The 20,103-nt window shown below is 60.0% G+C and carries 14 protein-coding genes; 13 read left to right on the top strand and 1 reads right to left on the bottom strand.

All coding sequences use genetic code 11. From position 1 onward, the window contains the following. The first annotated feature begins 124 nt into the window (after window positions 1–124). Entirely contained in the window at window positions 125–1,033 is a 909-nt protein-coding gene (locus BSF44_RS31060) for an immunity protein Tsi6 family protein (protein ID WP_371918232.1), read from the top strand. Between the two features lie 339 nt (window positions 1,034–1,372). Then, entirely contained in the window at window positions 1,373–1,612 is a 240-nt protein-coding gene (locus BSF44_RS07290; RefSeq protein ID WP_256589010.1) for a hypothetical protein, read from the top strand. A 35-nt stretch (window positions 1,613–1,647) separates the two neighbouring features. Here the strand turns inward: BSF44_RS07290 and BSF44_RS07285 are convergent, their stop codons facing one another. After that, window positions 1,648–3,813, bottom strand: coding sequence for a M48 family metallopeptidase (locus tag BSF44_RS07285; RefSeq protein WP_095942926.1), 2,166 nt, complete (start codon window positions 3,811–3,813; stop codon window positions 1,648–1,650). Between the two features lie 694 nt (window positions 3,814–4,507). Here BSF44_RS07285 and BSF44_RS07280 point away from each other — a divergent pair. From BSF44_RS07280 to BSF44_RS07230, 11 genes are all read left to right on the top strand, one after another. Beyond that, complete coding sequence (locus BSF44_RS07280; RefSeq protein ID WP_095942925.1) at window positions 4,508–5,260, top strand: hypothetical protein; 753 nt, start codon at window positions 4,508–4,510, stop codon at window positions 5,258–5,260. Between the two features lie 68 nt (window positions 5,261–5,328). Beyond that, complete coding sequence (gene tssB / locus BSF44_RS07275; RefSeq protein WP_007978739.1) at window positions 5,329–5,862, top strand: type VI secretion system contractile sheath small subunit; 534 nt, start codon at window positions 5,329–5,331, stop codon at window positions 5,860–5,862. A 10-nt stretch (window positions 5,863–5,872) separates the two neighbouring features. Continuing rightward, the gene (tssC, locus tag BSF44_RS07270; protein WP_056723981.1) at window positions 5,873–7,375 is read left to right on the top strand and encodes a type VI secretion system contractile sheath large subunit; all 1,503 of its coding nucleotides are present in this window, start codon (window positions 5,873–5,875) and stop codon (window positions 7,373–7,375) included. Window positions 7,376–7,400: 25 nt separating this feature from the next. Beyond that, window positions 7,401–7,883 (top strand): type VI secretion system baseplate subunit TssE, encoded by a 483-nt coding sequence (gene tssE, locus BSF44_RS07265; RefSeq protein ID WP_095942924.1) that lies wholly within the window; start codon window positions 7,401–7,403, stop codon window positions 7,881–7,883. Continuing rightward, the gene (gene tssF, locus BSF44_RS07260) at window positions 7,883–9,715 is read left to right on the top strand and encodes a type VI secretion system baseplate subunit TssF (protein ID WP_095942923.1); all 1,833 of its coding nucleotides are present in this window, start codon (window positions 7,883–7,885) and stop codon (window positions 9,713–9,715) included. The genes tssE and tssF overlap by 1 nt, the downstream gene beginning before the upstream one ends. Next, entirely contained in the window at window positions 9,679–10,749 is a 1,071-nt protein-coding gene (gene tssG, locus BSF44_RS07255; protein ID WP_095942922.1) for a type VI secretion system baseplate subunit TssG, read from the top strand. Before tssF ends, tssG begins: the two co-directional genes overlap by 37 nt. Continuing rightward, a complete protein-coding gene (gene tssH, locus BSF44_RS07250) occupies window positions 10,746–13,343 on the top strand; it encodes a type VI secretion system ATPase TssH (RefSeq protein ID WP_095942921.1) in 2,598 nt (865 codons plus the stop codon). Before tssG ends, tssH begins: the two co-directional genes overlap by 4 nt. A gap of 23 nt (window positions 13,344–13,366) precedes the next feature. Then, the gene (gene tssJ, locus BSF44_RS07245) at window positions 13,367–14,122 is read left to right on the top strand and encodes a type VI secretion system lipoprotein TssJ (RefSeq protein WP_095942920.1); all 756 of its coding nucleotides are present in this window, start codon (window positions 13,367–13,369) and stop codon (window positions 14,120–14,122) included. Beyond that, the gene (tssK, locus tag BSF44_RS07240; RefSeq protein ID WP_095942919.1) at window positions 14,119–15,462 is read left to right on the top strand and encodes a type VI secretion system baseplate subunit TssK; all 1,344 of its coding nucleotides are present in this window, start codon (window positions 14,119–14,121) and stop codon (window positions 15,460–15,462) included. The genes tssJ and tssK overlap by 4 nt, the downstream gene beginning before the upstream one ends. Then, window positions 15,459–16,172, top strand: a complete 714-nt coding sequence (gene icmH / locus BSF44_RS07235) for a type IVB secretion system protein IcmH/DotU (protein WP_095942918.1) — start codon at window positions 15,459–15,461, stop codon at window positions 16,170–16,172. The genes tssK and icmH overlap by 4 nt, the downstream gene beginning before the upstream one ends. A 30-nt stretch (window positions 16,173–16,202) precedes the next feature. Then, the gene (locus BSF44_RS07230; protein ID WP_095942917.1) at window positions 16,203–20,090 is read left to right on the top strand and encodes a type VI secretion protein IcmF/TssM N-terminal domain-containing protein; all 3,888 of its coding nucleotides are present in this window, start codon (window positions 16,203–16,205) and stop codon (window positions 20,088–20,090) included. The last annotated feature ends 13 nt before the right edge of the window (window positions 20,091–20,103 follow it).

Here is a 20,103-nt window from a genome sequence, read left to right as displayed (position 1 = left end):
AGAGCTGGATGATCTGCTGATTGTGCAGCCGGGGACCAATAGAGGAACGGCTATCTAAGACAAACCGTCACTCCGGCCCTTTGGATCGCTGCCCTCAAAATCAAAATCCTTGAACGGATTCCCCATGTCAAAACTATTGCATCGTTTGAAAACCCTATTCGGGCAAAAAACCGTTCTTCCACCCGCCCCCTCCGAGCAGGTTGTCGACGCAGCCCCCAACACCGAAGTGGACAAGCCACTTTCCCGAGTGGAAAGGAACCTGTCCTGGCTACCGATCAATCGTGGGCCAGAAGTGTTTGTCCCGCTGATGCCCCCCGCCTGCCCGGACCTGACGCTTGTGGATGCCCTCCTGTTGCAGCGTTATCGGGTTTTCGTCATAGCGAATGACCCGGCCGACGGGACTTCAGAGACCACGATAAACCGCGATTACGCCAGCCAACTGGCGCGTGACTTGTACGGCAAAGCGACAGATCTTGGCTATTATCGAGGCACCGAATCCTCGTTCGAAATTTATTGGCTCGTGCAATGTGCGGCGATTGTTTCGCTGCTGACCCATGGACCAGAATCAGAACAATTCCTGACCTATAGAAAACACGTTGGTTATGATCGAGACTCTGCCCGGACCGGTGAGCAGGTTCGAATGTTTGATGAGTACGTAGCGTCGCGCAGCTATCAAACCGCTGGAGCCGATAAGGACCGCCGTCTGAACACGCCGATAACGGCCCTCGACTACATCGACAATGCGATAACCATCACCGCCCTGAGATACAACGGCTGTCCCGAGTTCCAGATTTACTCAAGCTCGCTGATCCAGTTGCAATTCATCAGAAACGTGTTGCTGGGCGTTGAAAAAGATAAAGCCAGGCTGCACCAATTGACTATCGGCGCGTGGGCCAGCAAAGAGTTTGAAGCCGACGATCCTGAACTTGCCGGCGCACTGGGGGATGCCTTCTACATAGGCATTCAGATTGCACGCGGCCTGAAGATTCAGCTGCCGAATGGATTGCCGCCGGAAAGTCTTCCTCGCACATGACATTGCTGCGACTTCACGGATAGCGCTAGAGGTAACGTAATGACCGAAACGTGGTACCGCGTTGACAATGGAATCCTATGGATAGCGAATCAACCCATTGATCTGCCTCACCCGGTCAAAGTCCCCACGGTACACAAGCCGATAAACCCTACATCAGTCTTCACTGCGACAAAAACGCGGCGCTGATCGCTGGCAACTGGAATGGCCTCAGCTACTCGGTCGATTGGAGTAATGGCTCCATCAGCGTTGTGAGCGTTGAAAAGTGACCCTCCGAAAACACAACGGCTCAGGGCTATCACCATGAGAGACCTCCACAAGATCTCCTCGAACATCGTCCGAATGGCAGAACTGCTGAGGAAATTCGGCCACACGCACTGGGCAGACAGACTTGAGGAGTGCAGTCTTGCGCTGCCCCGGGATACGACGTACGCGCTGTCTCGATTGATGTCGCTGTACGGTGGCATGGGCTCGATCAACGACGTTGTTCTGTATGAAAACGCAAAACCCTTGCTGGACGAAAACAACGAACTGCAAGGGCTGCTTTCAGACCTTTATCAGCTTTGCGCAGGGCGCCATTGAATCCGGCGCCCCGCGCTTGCCGATGCTGAAAGCCTTCAGGCCTGCTCGAATCGTTGCTGCAGCAAGTGCCGCGCAGTGCCTGCACTGAGGTAGGCGCCAATCAGTTCCGACAGTTCCTTGCCCTTGAGCTTTTTGTCGTCCCGGCACAACTGAATCAACTGTAACTGGACCCAGCGCTTTTTCTTGTCGAACTTCGCATCAGGCGAAAAGAACGAGCGCGAGGCCAACTCAGGCATCGGGGCATCGTCTTCCAGCAACAGATTCAAGTGCAGCCCCTGGCCCATTTGCAGACCAAAATCAGCGACGTGCTGTATCGGCAATGGCGCCTTGAAGTTGGCGAAAACGAAGTGCTCGGGCGTCAGCAACAACGCGGTCTTGTTCGCCCGCTTGAGCATGCGCAGCGAGAATGGCAGCAGGCACGCCATCAAGACGACCAGCCCGCCGCCAGCGCCCTGCATCATCGACTTGCTCTGCGCCAAAGCCGGCGGCGACAGCAACGGCAAAATCAGTAGTCCCAAGCCCGACAGCAACAGGAGTGTGAAGCAAATCAGGGTAATCCACCCGCGCAATCGTGCGCCTTCATGCAGACGGACTTCGTCCGCGACACTGTCGGCCTGGGCACGCAACTCTTCCACGACCGTGGCGTCCTGCTCCACGTAATGATCGAGAAAATCCTCGGTCATACGGGCACGCAACGCCTGGGGATCGGCAAAATAATGATCCATCGCGGCGCTGGATTGCGCCGCGATGATCGGGCGAGTCCCACGGCTCACCGCCTCTTCAAGCGCGACTTGCAAAGCAGTGACTCGTTCGCCATTGGATGGATGAGTGTCCGACGGATGAGGCAGGCTGGTTGCCATTTCCTCCTCGGGCAGGGTCAGTGAATGCGTGGCCAGCTTCTGCACCACACTGGTTGGCAAGTCACGGGGCGGGACGTGCCCGGTGCTCGAGTTGGTCGCGCGGGCTACATGGGTAAATACACTCTGCTGCAACAACGGGTCGATGGCAGAGATGCGCACCAACGCCGAGGCCGCGGCGACATTTCCCGCCAACTCTGCGCCCGCCGCGTCCGCCGCCAATTCCCGCACGCGGCTCCAATGGTTCACCGCATGGTCGAACCGCTCAAGAAAATACTCTCCGAGCATGAAGGCCGGCCACAGTATCGTGCGTTGCAGCACATCGCTATGGAGCAAGGTTTCGGCAATCACCCCTAGGCTGCGGCCAACGCCATCGTAGATCGGCACGAAGCGCAAGCTGTACTCGGTATCGTCGCCGGCGAAGTGCGCCAGTTCGTGCCCGATCACCGCGCTGGTTTCTTGCGTATCGAGCAGTCCCAGATACATCATCGGCACGTGCAGGGTTCGGCCCTTGAGTGTGGTCTGCGAGGGGAGCAGATCGACGTTGCTTGAGGTGACGTAAAAACCTTCGGTCATGCCCAGAACGATGTGCTCGGGAGGTAGTGCGCCGAGTCGATCGGCCAGGCCGCGAACAAACACCCATAGTTGCGGAGCCTGTTCTGCCGAGATCTCCTGACCGAGGACGGGCATCGGTGTCGACTCGAACATGTGCAGCATGACGGGTAACTGCTTGCCCATCTGCCAGATCGAGTACAGGAAGCCGAATATCACCATCATTGCAATGGCAATCAACTTGATTTCACCGGCAAACATTTGTCCCGCACGCCAAAACACCAGGCTTTCGAAAGCCAGGATGGCCGCGGCCGCCGCGCCCATGAAGACGACATGGCCCACCAGCAAGTAAGGCAGGATACGACTGACTTCCGTAAAGTTGTACAGCAGTTGTTCACGAGACCGGCTCGCGCGCAATCCGGCCCAACCGAGCCAGAGTAAGCCCGACACGCCAATCAGCGAGGCCGTAAGGCCAAGGACGACAACACCTTTGGCCAGAAAGATTCTCACCGTATTTACCGGGATCAGAGTGTCAAACGCATCCTCGACTTCTTCCAGGCGAGACAAGCCCAACGCAACGTCCACCCGTTCACCGTCGACATCGACTACGAGAGCGCTGGAGCCTCGTTTCCTGGAAAGCGCTTCGAGCTGCGGACGAATATCGTTCAGGTCAGCCCGGACCTTGGCGAACTGCCGGCCGGCGTCACTGCTGCGTTGCAACTCCCAGATGCCAATCAATCCAAGGCAAAGCGGCAACAGCACAAGTACCGCAAAGAGTTTCAGATATTTCATGAGACATGGCCTCAATCGTTGCATCGCCCATATAGCCATGGCGAGCAGAAAGTCCGTTTAAAAAAGGCGTGGAGATCCTTTCGCAATCACACAACCGGCCATGAAGTTATCGGCGAAGTTGCACCTGGCGCGTTATACAGAAATGCCAGCGACATGTAACCTCTCACCCCCCCAAAACACTCGATCATTCACCCATTCCTTCCGAACAGCGCCTCCCCGCCCCATCGATACTTCCTACAAACAACCTAAAAACCTCCTACAAAACTTGTTTTTTTCAGCGGTACCCCTCCTCGTATTGAGTGAACCGGTTCACCTATTTACAATTTGAATTGTACAAAAAATTGGATCCAACACACTTCTCAAACCCTTGATACAGCTGGGTTTCACGGCTGTTTTCAGGTTATTTCCTACAAATAGTGGCATGTAGACAGTATTGCGATATGTATCAAAAACGCGAAAAAATCCGCTCCCGATGTGAACTTCTCGATATCGTTGCTGCCTTACACAACGCTGATGGCCACTCAATATCTTTATGCCAGCAAGCCTGGCTTAAACATTTCTGGCCGCAAGTTTTTTTGATGTCAAACATCAGCAAGCACAACTCGTGAACAGATGTTCAATCGAGAAATTGGTAGCTCTTCACGCCCAGGTTAATCCGGGTATCCCTCGTGAAGTGTTCAAGGACGAAATACCGATGACCCAAACGTTTTTTGATGTTGAAGCACTGATCAAGCTGCGAAGCCAGACCCGGGCCATTTCCGATGCGCTCAAGGCGCAGGCCTCGGATTATCTGGCGACCCTGGCTTTGCTGATTCGTCCTCAGGCGTTTTTCGGTGAGTACCTGCAGGGCGCGCAACGCAGCAGCGGGCGCGAGACCCAGCACCATTTCAAGGAACTCAAGGAGCTCTACGACCGCATCGGTTCTGGCGCGCCGTTCCAGTTGGTCAACGAACTCGAAGTACCCCTCAACCTGCTCAGCACCACCCCGCAACTGTTTGCGCTGGAGTACGACAAGGTGCTGTCCCAAAGCGGCCAGTCCATTCGCATCACCAGCCCCGTGCGCTGGGTGGTGGGCTTCAGTTCGTTCGACCTGGCGCGTTTTCGCACCGTCATCAAAGACCCCAATCGCAGCAGCGCCGAGCTGTACCGTTTCGTGGTGCATTACCTGGTGCTGTTCTACTGCCTGAGCAAGTCGCCCGGCATCAGCCGCCTGCTCGAAGGCCTGCGTTTTCCCGTCAGTTTCGAACGTTTGAAGGAGTTCGGCGACCTGCCCTTCTGCGTCATCAGCTCGCCGGTTCGCTCGCAGTTGCCCGACGAGGCCGTGATCCGCAGCAGCACCCAGATCGCCGGCAACACCAGCTTCGAAGAGTTGGTGGGCTTTGAGAACATCATGGAAATGAACGATGAAATCCGTCAGCGCCTGCTGCTGACGATCGAAGGACTGTAACGCGCTCGGCCACCCATTGAACCGACACGCAAACGACTTGCAGCGAATTGTTCGCACAGGAGATCACGATGGCGAAGAAGGAAAGTACCCAGCACAAACTCGACCGCGTTCGCGCGCCTCGGGTCCATATCACCTACGACGTGGATATCGGTGACGCTCAGGAAAAGAAAGAGCTGCCCTTTGTCGTCGGTGTGCTGGGCGATTTCTCCGGTAACCCGCTGGAGCCGCTGCCGAAGCTCAAGGACCGCAAGTTCATTTTCATCGACCGCGACAACTTCAACGGCGTGCTCAAGGGCATCAAGCCGCGCCTGACCTACCGCGTCGACAACACCCTGGCCAAGAACGGCACGCAGCTGGGGGTCGAGCTCAACTTCAACGCCCTCGAAGACTTCGAACCGCAGAACGTGGTCAAGCAGGTCGAGCCGCTGCGCAAGCTGCTGGAAGTGCGCAACAAGCTGGCGGACCTGCGCAACAAGATGGGCGGCAACGACAAGCTCGAAGAGCTGCTCATGGACGTGTTGCAGAACACCGAGAAGTTGAAAACCCTTGGCAAGGAATTCGGCCGCGAAGCCGCCGTTCCGGCCACCGACGGCAAAGCGTAGGAGCCTGACGATGAACGACAAGCAAACCGTGACTCAGCAGGACAGCACGCTGGTTGAAGTGGACAGCTTCACCGCGCAATCCTCGTTGCTCGACAGCATCATCTCGCAAAGCCGCGTGGCCCGTTCCGAGACCGAGCGCACCCGCACCCGCGACCTGATCGGCGAACTGGTCAACCAGATCCTGGAAGGCGAAATGACGCCGAGCAAGGACCTGATCGCCGTGCTCGATGCGCGCATCGCCGAGATCGACGCGATGCTCTCCGAGCAGATGAACGAGATCATGCACGCCAGTGAGTTCCAGCAGCTGGAAGCGTCATGGCGCGGCCTGAAGTATCAGGTCGACCAGACCGAGACCAGCACCACGCTGAAGATTCACCTGCTCAATGCGTCGAAGAAAGACCTGGTGCGCGACCTCAAGGCCGCTTCCGAATTCGACCAGAGCGCGCTGTTCAAGAAGATCTACGAAGAAGAATACGGCACCTTCGGCGGTGCACCGTTCGGCATGCTGCTGGGTGACTACGAGTTCAACCGCAGCCCGGAAGACATGTACCTGCTCGAAGAGATCTCCCACGTCGCCGCGGCCGCCCACGCGCCGTTCATCTCGGCGGCCTCGCCTGAGCTGTTCGGTTGGGATTCATTCACCGACATGTCCGGCCCACGGGACCTGGCGAAGATTTTCGACACCGTCGAATACGCCAAGTGGAAGTCGTTCCGCGCCTCCGAAGACTCGCGTTATGTCGGCCTGACCCTGCCCCACGTACTCGGTCGCCTGCCTTACGGCCCGGATACCACGCCGGTCGAGGAATTTAACTTCGTCGAAAGCGTCGATGGCCGTGACCACAACAAGTACCTGTGGATGAACGCCGCCTACGCGTTGGGCACCCGGGTTACCGATGCGTTTTCCCGCTACGGCTGGTGCGTGGCGATCCGTGGTGTCGAGGGAGGTGGTCTGGTGGAAGGTCTGCCGACCCACACGTTCAAGACCGATGACGGTGAAATCGCCCTCAAGTGCCCGACTGAAATCGCCATCACCGACCGCCGTGAAAAAGAGCTGTCTGACCTCGGCTTCATTCCGCTGGTGCACTGCAAAGGCACCGACTACGCCGCGTTCTTCGGCACCCAGTCGGCGCAGAAGCAGAAGCAGTACAACACCGACATCGCCAACGCCAACGCCCGGCTTTCCGCACAGTTGCAGTACATCTTCGCCACCTCGCGCATCGCGCACTACATGAAGGCGATCATGCGCGACAAGATCGGCAGCTTCGCTTCGCGCAAGGACGTCGAGCTGTTCCTCAACAAGTGGCTGTCGAGCTACGTGTTGCTGGACGACACCGCGAGCCAGGAAGCCAAGGCCAAGTTCCCGTTGCGCGAAGCCCGCGCCGAAGTGTTCGAGGTGCCGGGCAAGCCGGGGGTGTACAAGGCCGTGACCTACCTGCGCCCGCACTACCAACTGGACGAGCTGACCGCTTCGTTGCGCCTGGTCGCTGAATTGCCGCAATCGACCCGCGGCTGATCGAGCACATTGCCAGGGAGGCACCATGACCAGTCAACACAAGCTGTTGCCATCACTGCTGGACCGATTGCTGGACGATCGTCCGCATCAGTCCATCGAAGCGTCATCGCAGCGCTTGTGTTCGCTGGCCGATTACAAAGCCAGCATCGTTCGCGACCTGGAAATCCTGGTCAACACCCGCCAGTCCCTGGTCGCCAACGAGCTGGACGGTTTCGTCAACCTGAGCGGCAGCATCCTCGATTACGGCATGCCGGACTTCACCAGTCGCAGCGTGCTTGATCCGAAGGATCGCCTGCTGATCCAGCGACAGCTGGAGAAAGCGATCAAGGTCGGCGACCGGCGCTTTCACAGCGTCAAAGTGCAACTACTCGCCCAACAGACCGGCCAACGCATGCTGACCTTTCGCGTGGACGCGGTCCTGCGCCTGCAAGACGTCACCCGTCAGGTGTCCTTCGACGCGGTGCTGCAGGTCAACACCCAGGAATACAAAGTACAGAACCTCAACTGATGCTCGACGATCTGCTGCCCTATTACGAAAAGGAACTGTCGCACCTGCGCTTTTTGGGCCAGGAGTTCGCGAGCCAGTACCCGAAAATCGCTTCGCGGTTGCTCATCGAGGGCGATAATTGCGAAGACCCGCATACCGAGCGCTTGATCGAGGCCTTCTCGTTCCTGTCTGCACGGGTGCACAAAAAACTCGACGACGAGCTGCCGGAAATCGTCGAGTCGTTTCTCGAAGTGCTGTACCCACATTACCTGCGCCCTACCCCGTCGATGTCGATCGTCGAGTTCAACCTGGGCAAGCAGGAAAAAGTCACCGAAGCCTTCCGCGTGCCCCGGCATACCGAACTCAGTGCCAACCCGATCGATGGCGTGGTGTGTAAATTCCGCACCTGCTACCCGGTCGAGCTGTGGCAGGTGGCGGTGCAACAAGCGTCGTTTATCGAGATGGAACGTTCGGCGTTCAATGGGCATAGCGCCGACCTGGTCGCGCGCTTGCGCATCGGCCTAGTGGCGACCTCCGACGTGATGTTCGGCAAGCTGGAGCTGGACAGCCTGCGGTTTTTCCTCGACGGCGAAAGCACGTTGATGCTGCAGCTCTACGAACTGCTGTTCAACAACCTGGCCAAGGCCACGCTGACCTTCGAAGATCAGGGGCGTTCGCGCGAGGTGGTCTTGCCGGCCGATGCGTTGAAAGCCGTCGGTTACGGCCTGGACGAAGGCTTGGTGGACTACTCCGAGCGTTCGTTCCTCGGCTATCGACTGCTGCACGAGTACTTCACCTTCCCCGACAAATTCATGTTCTTCGACCTGTCGGGCTTTGCACGGATTCTGGCGGGCAAGGAGATCGAGAAAGTCGAGGTCAATTTCTACTTTTCCGACTATGACCTGAGCGACCGCCTGGCGCGCCTGACGCAAAACATCGGGCGCAATAACTTCAAGCTCAATTGCACACCGATCATCAACCTGTTCCGCCAGCAGGCCGAGCCGATCAAGCTGACCCACGCCCAGCACGAGTACGCAGTGACGCCGGATGTGCGCCTGCAAGGCTCGGCCGAAGTGGTGTCCATCGATCGCGTACGACGGGTGCGCAAGGTCGGTGGTATCGATCAGGTGGGCACCTGTCATCCGTTTTTCGAACCCCGTGGCGATCAAGGGCCGGGGCAGAGCTTCTGGATTGCCCGGCGCCGTGCGGTACAGAACAGCCGGCGCGACGGCTCGACGGTGTTTATCCGGGTAGTGGATCGAGAGCTGGGGCTGATGGAGGCCAACAACGATGCGTTGAGCATCCGCCTGACCTGCAGCAACCGCGACCTGCCCCTGATGCTGCCGTTCGGTGGCGAACGCGGCGATTTCCATATCCTGGGCAACTCGGTGATCAAGGACATCCGCTGCCTGCGCAAGCCCACCGCCACCGCCCGGGTGCCGCTGGGCAACGGCGTGATCTGGCGACTGATTTCGCACCTGTCGCTCAACCACATGTCGCTGGTGGCCCGTGGTCGCGAGGTGCTGCTGGAGCTGTTGTCGCTCTACAACTACCGCAACGTGTCGGCGATCCGCAAACAGATCAACGGCATCGTCTCGGTCAGCAGTGAACCCGTAGTCGCACGCATCGGCCACCCGCGGCCGAACTTCGTTCGCGGCGTCGGCATCACCCTCAATTTCGATGAAAGCCAGTACACCGGTAGCGGTGTGTTTTTGTTCGGCATGGTGCTCGACCACTTCTTCGGTCAGTACTGCTCCATGAACAGCTTTACCCAATTAACCCTTCGCACCTTGCAGCGCGAAAAGAGAGTCGTCCAATGGCCACCGCGAACCGGCGATCAACCCCTGGTCTGATCGACCAGGCACGGGCTGAGCCGCACCGATTCGAGTTTTTCCAGTTGGTGCGCTTGCTTCGCCTGCATTACAGCAGAACCGGGCGCATGGACCTGGAAACCCGACCGCACGAAGACCCTTTGCGTTTTCGCTCACAGCTGTCGCTCAACTTCCCGGCCAGTGAAGTCAGCGACCTGCAGTTCGAGCGTGAAGGCAAGGTGTCCGTGGCCGGCCTGCCGCTGTCCGAGATGCAAGTCACCTTCATGGGGCTGGTCGGGCCGTCAGGCGTGTTGCCGCGCCCGTACACCGAGTTGTTGATCGAGCGGCACATCCAGTACCGGGATGACGCGGCCCACGCGTTCCTCGACATCTTTTCGCACCGCATGACCACGCTGTTCTACGAGGCCTGGCAAAAGTACAAGTTCTACATCGAGTACGAACGCAACGGCACCTCGGATTTCGACCGCTACCTGCTCAACCTGGTGGGTTTCGGCCCCGAGGCGCAGAAGCAGAAATTCGACAGGCAAGGCTCGCCCCTGCGCCGCGAATTGTTCAGCTATTTCTCCGGCCTGTTCGCCCAGAAACCGCGCAACGCCTTGAACCTGGAAGTGATGCTCAGCTTCTATTTTTCCCTGCCGTTCAAGGTCAAGCCGTTTGCCGGTCGCTGGCTGAAACTCGACGCCAGCCAATGCACGCAGCTAGGGCGCAAGAACGCGGTGCTGGGGCAAAGCGCCGTCGCCGGCAATCGGGTCTGGGATTACCAGTCGTGCGTACGCATCGAAACGGCACCACTGGAACTGGCCGACTATCAACGCTTCCAGCCAGGCACCGAGGACTACCAAAAACTGGTGGAACTGGTGCGTTTCTACGTCGGTGCGGAACTCGACTTCCAGTTGGCGCCAAAGCTCAAACCGCAGTCCGTACCCGTCGCCCGCCTGGGTCGCCAGGGCAACCTTTCGCTGGGCCGGCTCGGCTGGCTCAAACGACCAGGCGTCGACGTGGAGCCTTCCCGTTGCGCGCTCTTTCACATTCCTTTTGATGGGGTCTCCCTGTGAACCTGAAGTCCCTGTTCGCCAAGCTGAACGACACCAGCCGTACCGCCACCGAAAGCGCCGCGGCGCTGTGTCTGTCGGAACACCACTACGATGTCGAAATCGAGCACCTGTTGTTGCAATTGCTCGATAGCCACGACAACGACCTGCCGGCCATCCTGGGTCATTACGACGTGGTGCCTGAACGCTTGCAGGCGCAGTTGGTGACGGCACTGGGGACGTTCAAAAAGGGCAATACGCGCACCCCGGCGCTGTCGCCGCACCTGACCCGCCTGATCGAACAGGCGTGGGTCCTGGCCTCAATCGAGTTCGGCCAGGCGCAGATCCGCACCGGCCATCTGTTGCAAGCCTTGCTCGATGACGATGAGCTGCGCCGGGTGGTGATCGCTGGCGCCGCCGAACTGGAGAAAATCAACGCCGACGATTTGCGCGTGAATCTGAACGCGTTGGTGGAAAGCAGCGCCGAGTCCGCCCTGAGCAAACCGCTGGGCACTGTCGACGTCGCCAACCCGGTAAAAGGCAACGGCAAAACCCCGGCCCTCGATCAATACACCATCAACCTCACGCAAAGCGCTCGCGAAGGCCGGATCGATCCGGTGCTCGGTCGCGAATTCGAGGTGCGGCAGATGGTCGACATCCTCACCCGCCGCCGCCAGAACAACCCGATCCTCACCGGTGAAGCCGGCGTGGGTAAAACCGCCGTGGTTGAAGGACTGGCCCTGCGCATCATTCAGGGTGACGTGCCGTCGGTGCTCAAGGGCGTTGCCATCCACACCCTGGACCTGGGCTTGTTGCAAGCCGGAGCCGGGGTGAAAGGCGAATTCGAAAACCGCCTCAAGTCGGTGATCGAAGAAACCAAGCGCAGCCTGCACCCGATCATTCTGTTCATCGACGAAGCCCACACCCTGATCGGTTCAGGCGGCCAGGCCGGACAGAACGATGCCGCCAACCTGCTCAAGCCGGCCCTGGCTCGCGGCGAATTGCGCACCATCGCGGCGACCACCTGGGCCGAGTACAAGAAGTACTTCGAAAAGGATGCCGCCCTCGCTCGCCGTTTCCAGGTGGTGAAGGTCGAAGAGCCGGACGAAGACAAGGCGATCCACATGTTGCGCGGCCTGCTGGCCAAGATGCAGGAGCACCACAAGGTCACAGTGATGGACGAAGCGCTGGTGCAGGCCGTGCGCCTGTCCAATCGCTACATCACCGGGCGCCAACTGCCGGACAAAGCCGTCAGCGTACTGGACACCGCCTGCGCCCGGGTCGCCCTGGGGCAATCGGCGCAACCGGGGCCGCTGGAAGACTGCAAGCGCCAGATCGACAACCTGCAGGCGGAAATATCGGTACTGCAACAGGAAGCCGCCAAAGGCAGCGACCATGCCCGCCGCCTGACTTCCCTCAACACCGAGCTGCTGAGCGAACAGCAGACCCGCGATGCCCTCGAGCAACAGTGGCAACGCGAGCTGCAACTGGTGGAACAACTCGGCGCCCTCAGCCACCCGGAGAATCAGGCACCGGATGCCCAGGAAATTGCCGCGGTGCGCGCCGAACTGGCCAGCGTCCAGGGTGAACAACCGCTGGTGCATGCCCTGGTGGATGGCGGCACCATCGGTGAAGTGATTTCCGGCTGGACCGGCATCCCGCTGGGCAAGATGCTGCGCGACGAAATCGAAACCGTGCAGCGCCTGCCGGCACTGCTGGGCGAGCGGGTGCTCGGTCAGGACCACGCACTGCACGAAATCGGCAAACGCATCAAGATTTCCCGCGCACGCATGGAAGACCCGAACAAACCCATCGGCGTGTTCCTGTTGCTCGGCCCGAGCGGCGTCGGCAAGACCGAAACCGCACTGGCGCTGGCCGACACCCTGTATGGCGGCGAGCGTAACGTCATCACCATCAACATGTCCGAGTACCAGGAAGCCCACACGGTTTCGAGCCTCAAGGGTTCGCCTCCGGGTTATGTCGGTTATGGCGAGGGCGGCGTGCTGACCGAAGCCGTGCGACGCAAGCCGTACAGTGTGGTGCTGCTCGATGAAGTGGAAAAGGCCCACCCGGACGTGCTCGAACTGTTTTTCCAGGTGTTCGACAAAGGCGTGCTGGATGACGGCGAAGGTCGCGAGATCAACTTTCGCAATACCGTGATCATCCTCACGTCCAACACCGGGACCGACCGCATCATGCAGTGGTGCCTCAATGCCCAGCCGCAACCGACGCCGGACGACATCGTCGAAGGGCTGCGTGACGAGTTGAACCAGGTGTTCAAGCCGGCCTTCCTCGGCCGCCTGACCATCGTCCCCTACTACCCGGTCAAGGACGCGATTCTCGAGCGCATCGTCGCGCTCAAGCTTGCGCGCATTCGCCAGCGCTTCGAGCGCAATCATCAGGCCGTCCTGAGCTATGACGAGGCGCTGGTCAAGGCCATTGCCTCGCGCTGCACGGAAGTCGACAGCGGCGCGCGCAACATCGACAACATTCTGTCCAAGACCCTGATGCCGGAGCTGGCCCAGCGGGTCCTGGAGCGCATGGCGCAGGACAAACCGATTCAGAGTCTGAACATCGAGTTGGGCAGCGACGGCGATTTCGCCTATCGCCTGAACTGATCGGGCATTTACAGGTAGTGGTCATGGACAAGAGATATTCAGGGAAGCGTCCCGAAAAGACAGCGTTGGCTAAATGCCTGACGGCGGTGGCGATGATGGCGGTACTGAGCGCCTGTGGCGTCACCGACCGGGTCGGCAAGCGGGTCGACAACACCTGGGCCGGCGACATGCTGTTCCAGGACAACGAGAAAATCATCCTGACGTCCGACGGCGGCAACCAGCTCAATCCCGATGCGTCCGGCCAGCCACTTTCGGTGGTGCTGCGCGTGTACCAGCTGACATCGCTGGAGCGTTTTGCCTCGGTGGACGCCGACTCGCTGTGGGACGACCCACAAAAGGCCCTCGGCAATACCTTGCTGGAAAACCGCGAAATCACCTTGTTGCCGGGTATGGGGCAAGTCGACAAGTGGCCGCTGAACAAGGCGGCGGGCTATGTCGGCGTCGCGGCTTTTTTCCGCACCGACGAGAACAGCCGCTGGAAGGTCGCGTTCGACGCCAACTCCCTGCGCAAGGACGGCATCTGGTTCTCCTCCGACGGCCTGCGGGTGCTGGTGGACAACAACACCGTGTCCGCCGTCAGTGGTGTCGACGTCCTGGACAAACCCAAGACCCAGGAACGACTGGCCAAAGCCACCGCCCAGCCCGACCCGTCTGCCGAACCGACACTGACCGAACGAGTTCAGGACGCCGTGGTGCAAAAGGCCCAGGACAAAGCCGTCGGTTCTGCGCAAAAAGCCGTGGACTCGAAATTGAATTCATTATTGGAAAGCGCTCAATGAGTAAGCAAAGCCGGGTGATGTGGTCCGAAGGCATGTTCCTTTTACCGCAACATTTCCAATATCAGGATGAGTTCCACCAGCATCAGCTGGCGCAGGCGACCCTGCGCAACACGCCCTTTCACTGGGGCGTGCAGTTGCTGGAAGTGGACGAGGAAGCCCTCGCCAGCGGTTCCCTGCAGCTCAAGCGACTGAAGCTGGTGTTTCCCGACGGCAGCCTGTTCGACGCGCCGCAGCACGATCCGCTGCCGGCCGCCCGGGATTTGAAGGACTTGCTCAAAGGTAACGACCTGAAGGTCTACGCCGCGCTGAAACTGCCTGAGCCCTTCGGCCTGAACTACGTCGAAGACGGCCAGGAGCAGAAGACCGGGCGACGCTTTCGCAAGCAATTCGATACCTTGCCGGACCTCAACGAAGGCGACCTGGAAAACGAAATCACCAGCCTGCGCCTGAACGTGGTGATGCTGATCGACGGCGACACCCTCGATGGCTACACCTGGTGCCCGATTGCCCGGCTGTCGCGCAACAACATCGGCGGCTTCAACCTCGACGGGCATTTCGTGCACCCGACGCTGCACCTGGGCACCCACGACACACTGATCGGGCTGGGCAAGCGTTTGCTCGGCGCCCTGCAATCCAAGAGCAAGGCGCTGTCGGGCCGTCGTCGCGAGCGCGCGGACCAGATTGCCGAATTCGGCTCCAGCGACGTGACCCTGTTCTGGCTGCTGAACACGGTGAACCGTGCCCACCCGGCCCTGGCGCACCTGCTTGCGCACCCGCGCCTGCACCCGGAGCGCTTGTATCTATTCCTGGCCGAACTCGCCGGCGGCTTGCTGACGTTCTCGCTGGACACCCAGCTCAACGACATCCCCGAGTACGACCACCACGACCCGGCGGCCTCGCTGGTCAAGCTCGACGAAATGATTCGCGTGCTGCTCGACAACGTGGTGCCGAACCAGTGTGTGGTGATCAACCTGACCCAGACCAAACCCTCCTACTGGCAAGGGCAATTGCACGACCCACGGCTGGCGGAGGCGGACTTCTACATCTCCGTGCACGCCGACATGCCGGGCGCGAGCCTGCTGGAACTGGTGCCACGGGCGTTCAAGGTCGGCTCGCCGGAAGACATCGAAGTGGTGGTCAACAGCGCCATGCCGGGGGTCACCCTCAATCATTCGACGCGCCTGCCCAATGCGATTCCGGTGCGACTGGACAATCACTACTTCTCCATCGAACCCCATGGCCGGGTGTACGAGCGAATGATGAGTGCCCAGGCCATCTCTTTCTATGCGCCCAGCGCGTTCACCAACCTCAAGCTTGAACTGATGGCGGTACTCAAATGACCGAAGCCGTACTGCAAGGCGCCGTTGCGGCCGCCCGTGAAAAACCGACCCTCAAAGACCTGGTGCAGGACTTCATCAGCATGGCGCTGATCGTGCGCAAAGGTCGCCAGGTGACGTCGGTCAGCGCCTTCGAGGCGAGCGTCGACACCTTCTTCAAGGCGCTGGAACGCAATGCCCGCAGCGCCGACTACAGCGTTGAACAGGTGAAAGACACCCAGTACGCCCTGTGTGCGTTCCTCGATGAAAGCGTGTTGCGCTCCGGGGACAACGAGTTGCGTCGCCACTTTGAATTGCAGCCGCTGCAGTTTCGCTACTTCGGCGTGCACCTGGCCGGCGAAGGTTTCTTCGAAAAGATCGACGCACTGCGTGGCGACGTCAAACAGAACCTCGATGTGCTCGAGGTTTACCACCTGTGCCTGGCCCTGGGTTTCGAAGGCAAGTTCAGCCTCGGGCAAAAGGACCAGCTGCGCTACCTGGCCAATACCCTGGGCCAGGACATCGCGCGTTTTCGCAAGACGCCCAAGACCCTCTCGCCGGACTGGGCGTTGCCCGACCAGGTCTCGCAGATGCTGCGTCATGAAGTGCCCCTCTGGCTCTACCTGGCGCTGATTGCGCTGGTCTGCGCGGGTGTCTACCTGACGCTGGACTGGCTGCTGGGCAAAGACCTGGCCGCATTGTCCGAACAAATCAGCCAGCTGTTCAGTGCCTGAAAACAGGTCAGGTAATCGAGTCAGGAAGACATGAAGACATTATTGCGCTCGTTGAAAAGTTTTTGGTTCCTCGTCACCGTCCTGTGGCTGGCGAGCCTGGCGGTTTGCTGGTTCGCTGCGCCGCACGTGAGCTGGTTGCGCGGTTATACGCTGGAGGCGATGGCGATCCTGTGCGCCTTTTACTTGCTGATCATCGTAATGCGTCAGTACAAGCGTATCCGGACTGAACAACACCTTGAGAATCTGGTGCAGCGTGAAGTGGATCGTTCGTTGAAGTCGAGCGGCGAATTCCGTGACCGCCAAGTATTACATGAACGCCTCAAGCACGCCATCGCCATGCTGCGCGCCGACCGTTCGGCCGGCGGCGGTGGCTCGTCGGCGCTTTATGATTTGCCGTGGTACCTGGTGATCGGCATGTCGGCAGCGGGCAAGACCTCGTTGCTGACCCGCTCCGGCCTGTCCGCAAGCATTGCCAGCAGCGCCAACGACACACAAAGCGGCACCCAGCATTGCGATTGGTATTTCAGCCCCGAGGCCGTGATGATCGATACGGCCGGCCGTTACCTGCGGGACGACCCGTCGGCCAGCGAATTCGCCGCCTTCCTGCGCATGCTGAAAAAGCAGCGCAGCAAGGCTGCGGTCAACGGTCTGGTATTGGTGGTGAGCCTGCCTGAACTGCTGGCGAACAGCGCGGCCGAGCGCAACGAGCTCGCCGCGCAACTGGTGTCGCGCATCGAGGAATACAACGATTGCCTGGACGCCAATCCACCGATCTACCTGATGCTGAGCAAGACCGATCAACTGCCAGGCTTCAGCCAGGCGTTTGAAGGCCTGGACCTGAACGAGCGCCAGCAACCGCTGGGCATGACCTTCGGCTTGTCCGAAATCCGCAACCAGGGCCTGCGCCCGGTGCTGGATGCCAAGCTGGCCAATTTGCACAGCCACATCCGTCGTCACGTCGACGCGCAGATGATTGCGCTGGGTGCCGACGCCAACAGCGCACTGCTGAATTTCCCGAACTATTTCGCCGAGCTTTCAGGCGTGCTGGAGAAGTTCCTCCAGCACTTCGCCGAGACCGGTCGCAGCGGCGCGCCGCTGTTACTGCGCGGGCTGTATTTCACCAGCGCCCTGCAGACCGACCAGCAACTGAGCCAGGTGTATGAAGACGACCTGGCCGAGTCGTTCGCCTTGCAAGCGGACCAAGAGCAATCGGAACAAGAGCAGCCCGAGCCAAGCAGCGGCAAGAAAATCAGCGAGCGCAGCTACTTCATCACCGATACGTTCCGTCGGGTGATCTTCCCGGACCGCGACCTGACCCTCTATCAGTCGCGCCTGGGCAAGAACACCTCCGCCAGCCCTGCCCTGCTGGGCCTGGCGGTACTGGCCGGGGTTGCGTTCATTGGCTGGCAAGCCCTGTCGTTCCAGAACAACCGTCAGTGGCTGGCCACATTGCGCGAGCAACTGACTGAGCTGCAACAGTCTGCGGACCGTGCCGGGCTGCTCGCCTCGGGCCAGGGCCTGGAACTGCTGCGCGAACAACTCTCGGCCATCGAGAAGCATCGGGCCAAAGGTGTGCCGCTGCAACTCGGCGCTGGCCTCTATCGTGGCGACGACCTCTACCGCGCCGCGCAGGCCGCCTATTTGCAGCAACTGCGCACCCAGGCGCTGGAACCTGTCACCTTGCAACTGCAATTGCAGATGCGCGCATTCAATGAGTTCGCCAAGACCATGGATGCGCAGAACAGCTTTGCGCCTGTGCCTTCCAAGGCCAATTCTGCCAAGGCGCGGGCACTGGGGCAGAAGCTGCCTACCGGCTTGAATAACGTGCCGCGCAGCACCGGCGATGTGGCCAATCGGCTGAGCGGTGCGGCCAAGGGCGCCGCCAACAAGGCTCGTGGCGAAGCCCTGACAGCGTTGCGCAACCCTGCCACGGCGAGCGATGCCGCTGAACTGTCGGCGACCACCGGCGGGCTGTCGTTGTCCGAAGAAATGTTGGGCCGACTGGATGAGCGCCAAGTGGCGTCGATCATCGAATCCTATAACGCGCTCAAGCTCTACCTGATGCTGACTCAACCCACCACTCACCCGGATCCGGAGTTCGTGGCGGCTGCGTTGCCGGCTGCCTGGGCCAATACCGCCAGTGCCGACAACCCTGTCAGTACAGCGGTGATTGAGGACAACGCGCCGGTCTACGTGCAATTGCTCAAGAATGGTCAGGCACCGACCTTGTCGCGCAACGAGCAACTCATCAACGAGACCCGCAATAGCCTGAAGTCCTTCATGATTTCCAGCTCGCTGGTGGACCGTGAATACCTGCGTCTGCAACTGGAATCCAGCCGACAGTTCCCGGCCGTCGGCTTGAGCGACCTGGTGCCAATGCCGGGCCGTCAGTTGCTGTACGGCTCCGAAGCGGTCCCGGCGATTTTCACCCGTCAGGGCTGGGAACAGTTCGTCAAGCCCGAGCTGATCAAGCTGGTGTCGGGCAACCTGCAAAACGAATCGGACTGGGTGCTCGACGGCGAAGGCGGCGACAGCATCGTGCAGAAAGCCAACTTCATCCGTGAGTTCATGACGCGCTACAAGCGTGACTACACCCAGGCCTGGTACACCTTCATCGACAGCGTTGGCGTTCGTCATTTCACCGACATGGCCAATGCGACCCAGCAACTGTCGCTGCTCAGCGACGTGCAGAACTCGCCGGTGAAAACCCTCCTGGCGGCGGTCAATGACAACACCCAATGGGACGTCCCCGCCCCTCGCGAAACCCTGCAAGCGGGCATCAAGCCCGATGACGGATTCTGGAGCAGCGTCACCGGGATCATCGACGGCAAGAACACCTCGCCAGGCGCGCTGATTTCGCCTTTGCCGGCGGTCGACGACGGCAGCCTGGCGAAGCGCTTCGAATCTGTGTCGCGGGTGTTCGCGGTGCAGAACGCCGAAGGTGCCGACAGCACGATCATGGACCGCTACCTCGCGGCCCTGCGCAAGCTCAAGGTGCGGATGAACAACATCCAGCGCTCACAGGATGTTGGCAAGAGCAGCAAGCAGCTGATCAGTGAAACCCTTGAAGGGCTGCCAAGTGAAGTGACCAGCGTGCGCAACTATGTCGAGACCACCGTCGACACCAGCCAGGGCGGTCTGTCCGATTCGTTGCAGGGCCTGTTCAGCCTGCCGATCCAGTTTGCCTGGGAAACCCTGCGAGACCCGGCCGGCCAACAGATTGCCAAGGCCTGGGCACAGCAGATTGCCAAGCCCTGGGAGCAGGTCATGGCGCACCGTTACCCGATTGCACCCGGCAGCCGCAATGAAGCCTCGGTCAAGGATCTGCAGCGTTTCGTCGACCCGGAATCCGGGCTGCTGCCGAACTTCAAGCGCAACGAAATCGGCAACCTGTCCGGTGGCGAAGGCCTGGGGATGAGCAGCAACAGCAAGGCTACGCCGCTGGTCAACCCGAACATGGTCAACAGCATCGACAAGGCCAGCTCGTTGGGCCAGGTGATCGCCAGCCTGTCGGACCGCGACAACGGCTTCGAGATCATGCTCGAACCTTCCGCCAACCTCACCGACATCATCTTCACCCTCGACGGCCAGGTGCAGCACTACCGCAACGGCAAGACCAGCTGGAGCCGTTTCTCGTGGCCGGGCACGACCACCACGCCGGGCGCTCGCCTGGATGTGGTCACCCTGAGCGGCGAGCGCATCACGGTGTTCGACTACCCGGGCCGCTGGGGCCTGCTGCGCATGAACGACAGCGCACGGGTCAGCGATCTGGACGGCATCCAGCAACGCTTCAGCTGGAACACCAGCAGTGGACCGGTCAGCCTCGCCGTGCGCAACTACGGTGGCGTCAAGCTGACGGACCTGGCCAACGTCAAGGCCTTGAGCGCGCTCAACGCCAAAGAAGGTCAAGCGCTGTGAGCCGCCGAACCTT

It is taken from the genome of Pseudomonas sp. ACN8 (assembly GCF_002303925.1).
GTDB lineage: Bacteria > Pseudomonadota > Gammaproteobacteria > Pseudomonadales > Pseudomonadaceae > Aquipseudomonas.
The sequence above is the reverse complement of the archived record's forward strand: the minus strand, read 5'-3'. Positions and strand labels throughout refer to the sequence as shown.

Coding starts and splice junctions, on each gene's coding strand:
- tssF (WP_095942923.1), top strand. CDS start 7,883: ATGCTCGACGATCTGCTGCCCTATTACGAAAAGGAACTGTCGCACCTG.
- icmH (WP_095942918.1), top strand. CDS start 15,459: ATGACCGAAGCCGTACTGCAAGGCGCCGTTGCGGCCGCCCGTGAAAAA.
- BSF44_RS07280 (WP_095942925.1), top strand. CDS start 4,508: ATGACCCAAACGTTTTTTGATGTTGAAGCACTGATCAAGCTGCGAAGC.
- tssE (WP_095942924.1), top strand. CDS start 7,401: ATGACCAGTCAACACAAGCTGTTGCCATCACTGCTGGACCGATTGCTG.
- BSF44_RS07290 (WP_256589010.1), top strand. CDS start 1,373: ATGGCAGAACTGCTGAGGAAATTCGGCCACACGCACTGGGCAGACAGA.
- tssJ (WP_095942920.1), top strand. CDS start 13,367: ATGGACAAGAGATATTCAGGGAAGCGTCCCGAAAAGACAGCGTTGGCT.
- BSF44_RS07285 (WP_095942926.1), bottom strand. CDS start 3,813: ATGAAATATCTGAAACTCTTTGCGGTACTTGTGCTGTTGCCGCTTTGC.
- tssC (WP_056723981.1), top strand. CDS start 5,873: ATGAACGACAAGCAAACCGTGACTCAGCAGGACAGCACGCTGGTTGAA.
- tssB (WP_007978739.1), top strand. CDS start 5,329: ATGGCGAAGAAGGAAAGTACCCAGCACAAACTCGACCGCGTTCGCGCG.
- BSF44_RS31060 (WP_371918232.1), top strand. CDS start 125: ATGTCAAAACTATTGCATCGTTTGAAAACCCTATTCGGGCAAAAAACC.
- tssK (WP_095942919.1), top strand. CDS start 14,119: ATGAGTAAGCAAAGCCGGGTGATGTGGTCCGAAGGCATGTTCCTTTTA.
- BSF44_RS07230 (WP_095942917.1), top strand. CDS start 16,203: ATGAAGACATTATTGCGCTCGTTGAAAAGTTTTTGGTTCCTCGTCACC.
- tssG (WP_095942922.1), top strand. CDS start 9,679: ATGGCCACCGCGAACCGGCGATCAACCCCTGGTCTGATCGACCAGGCA.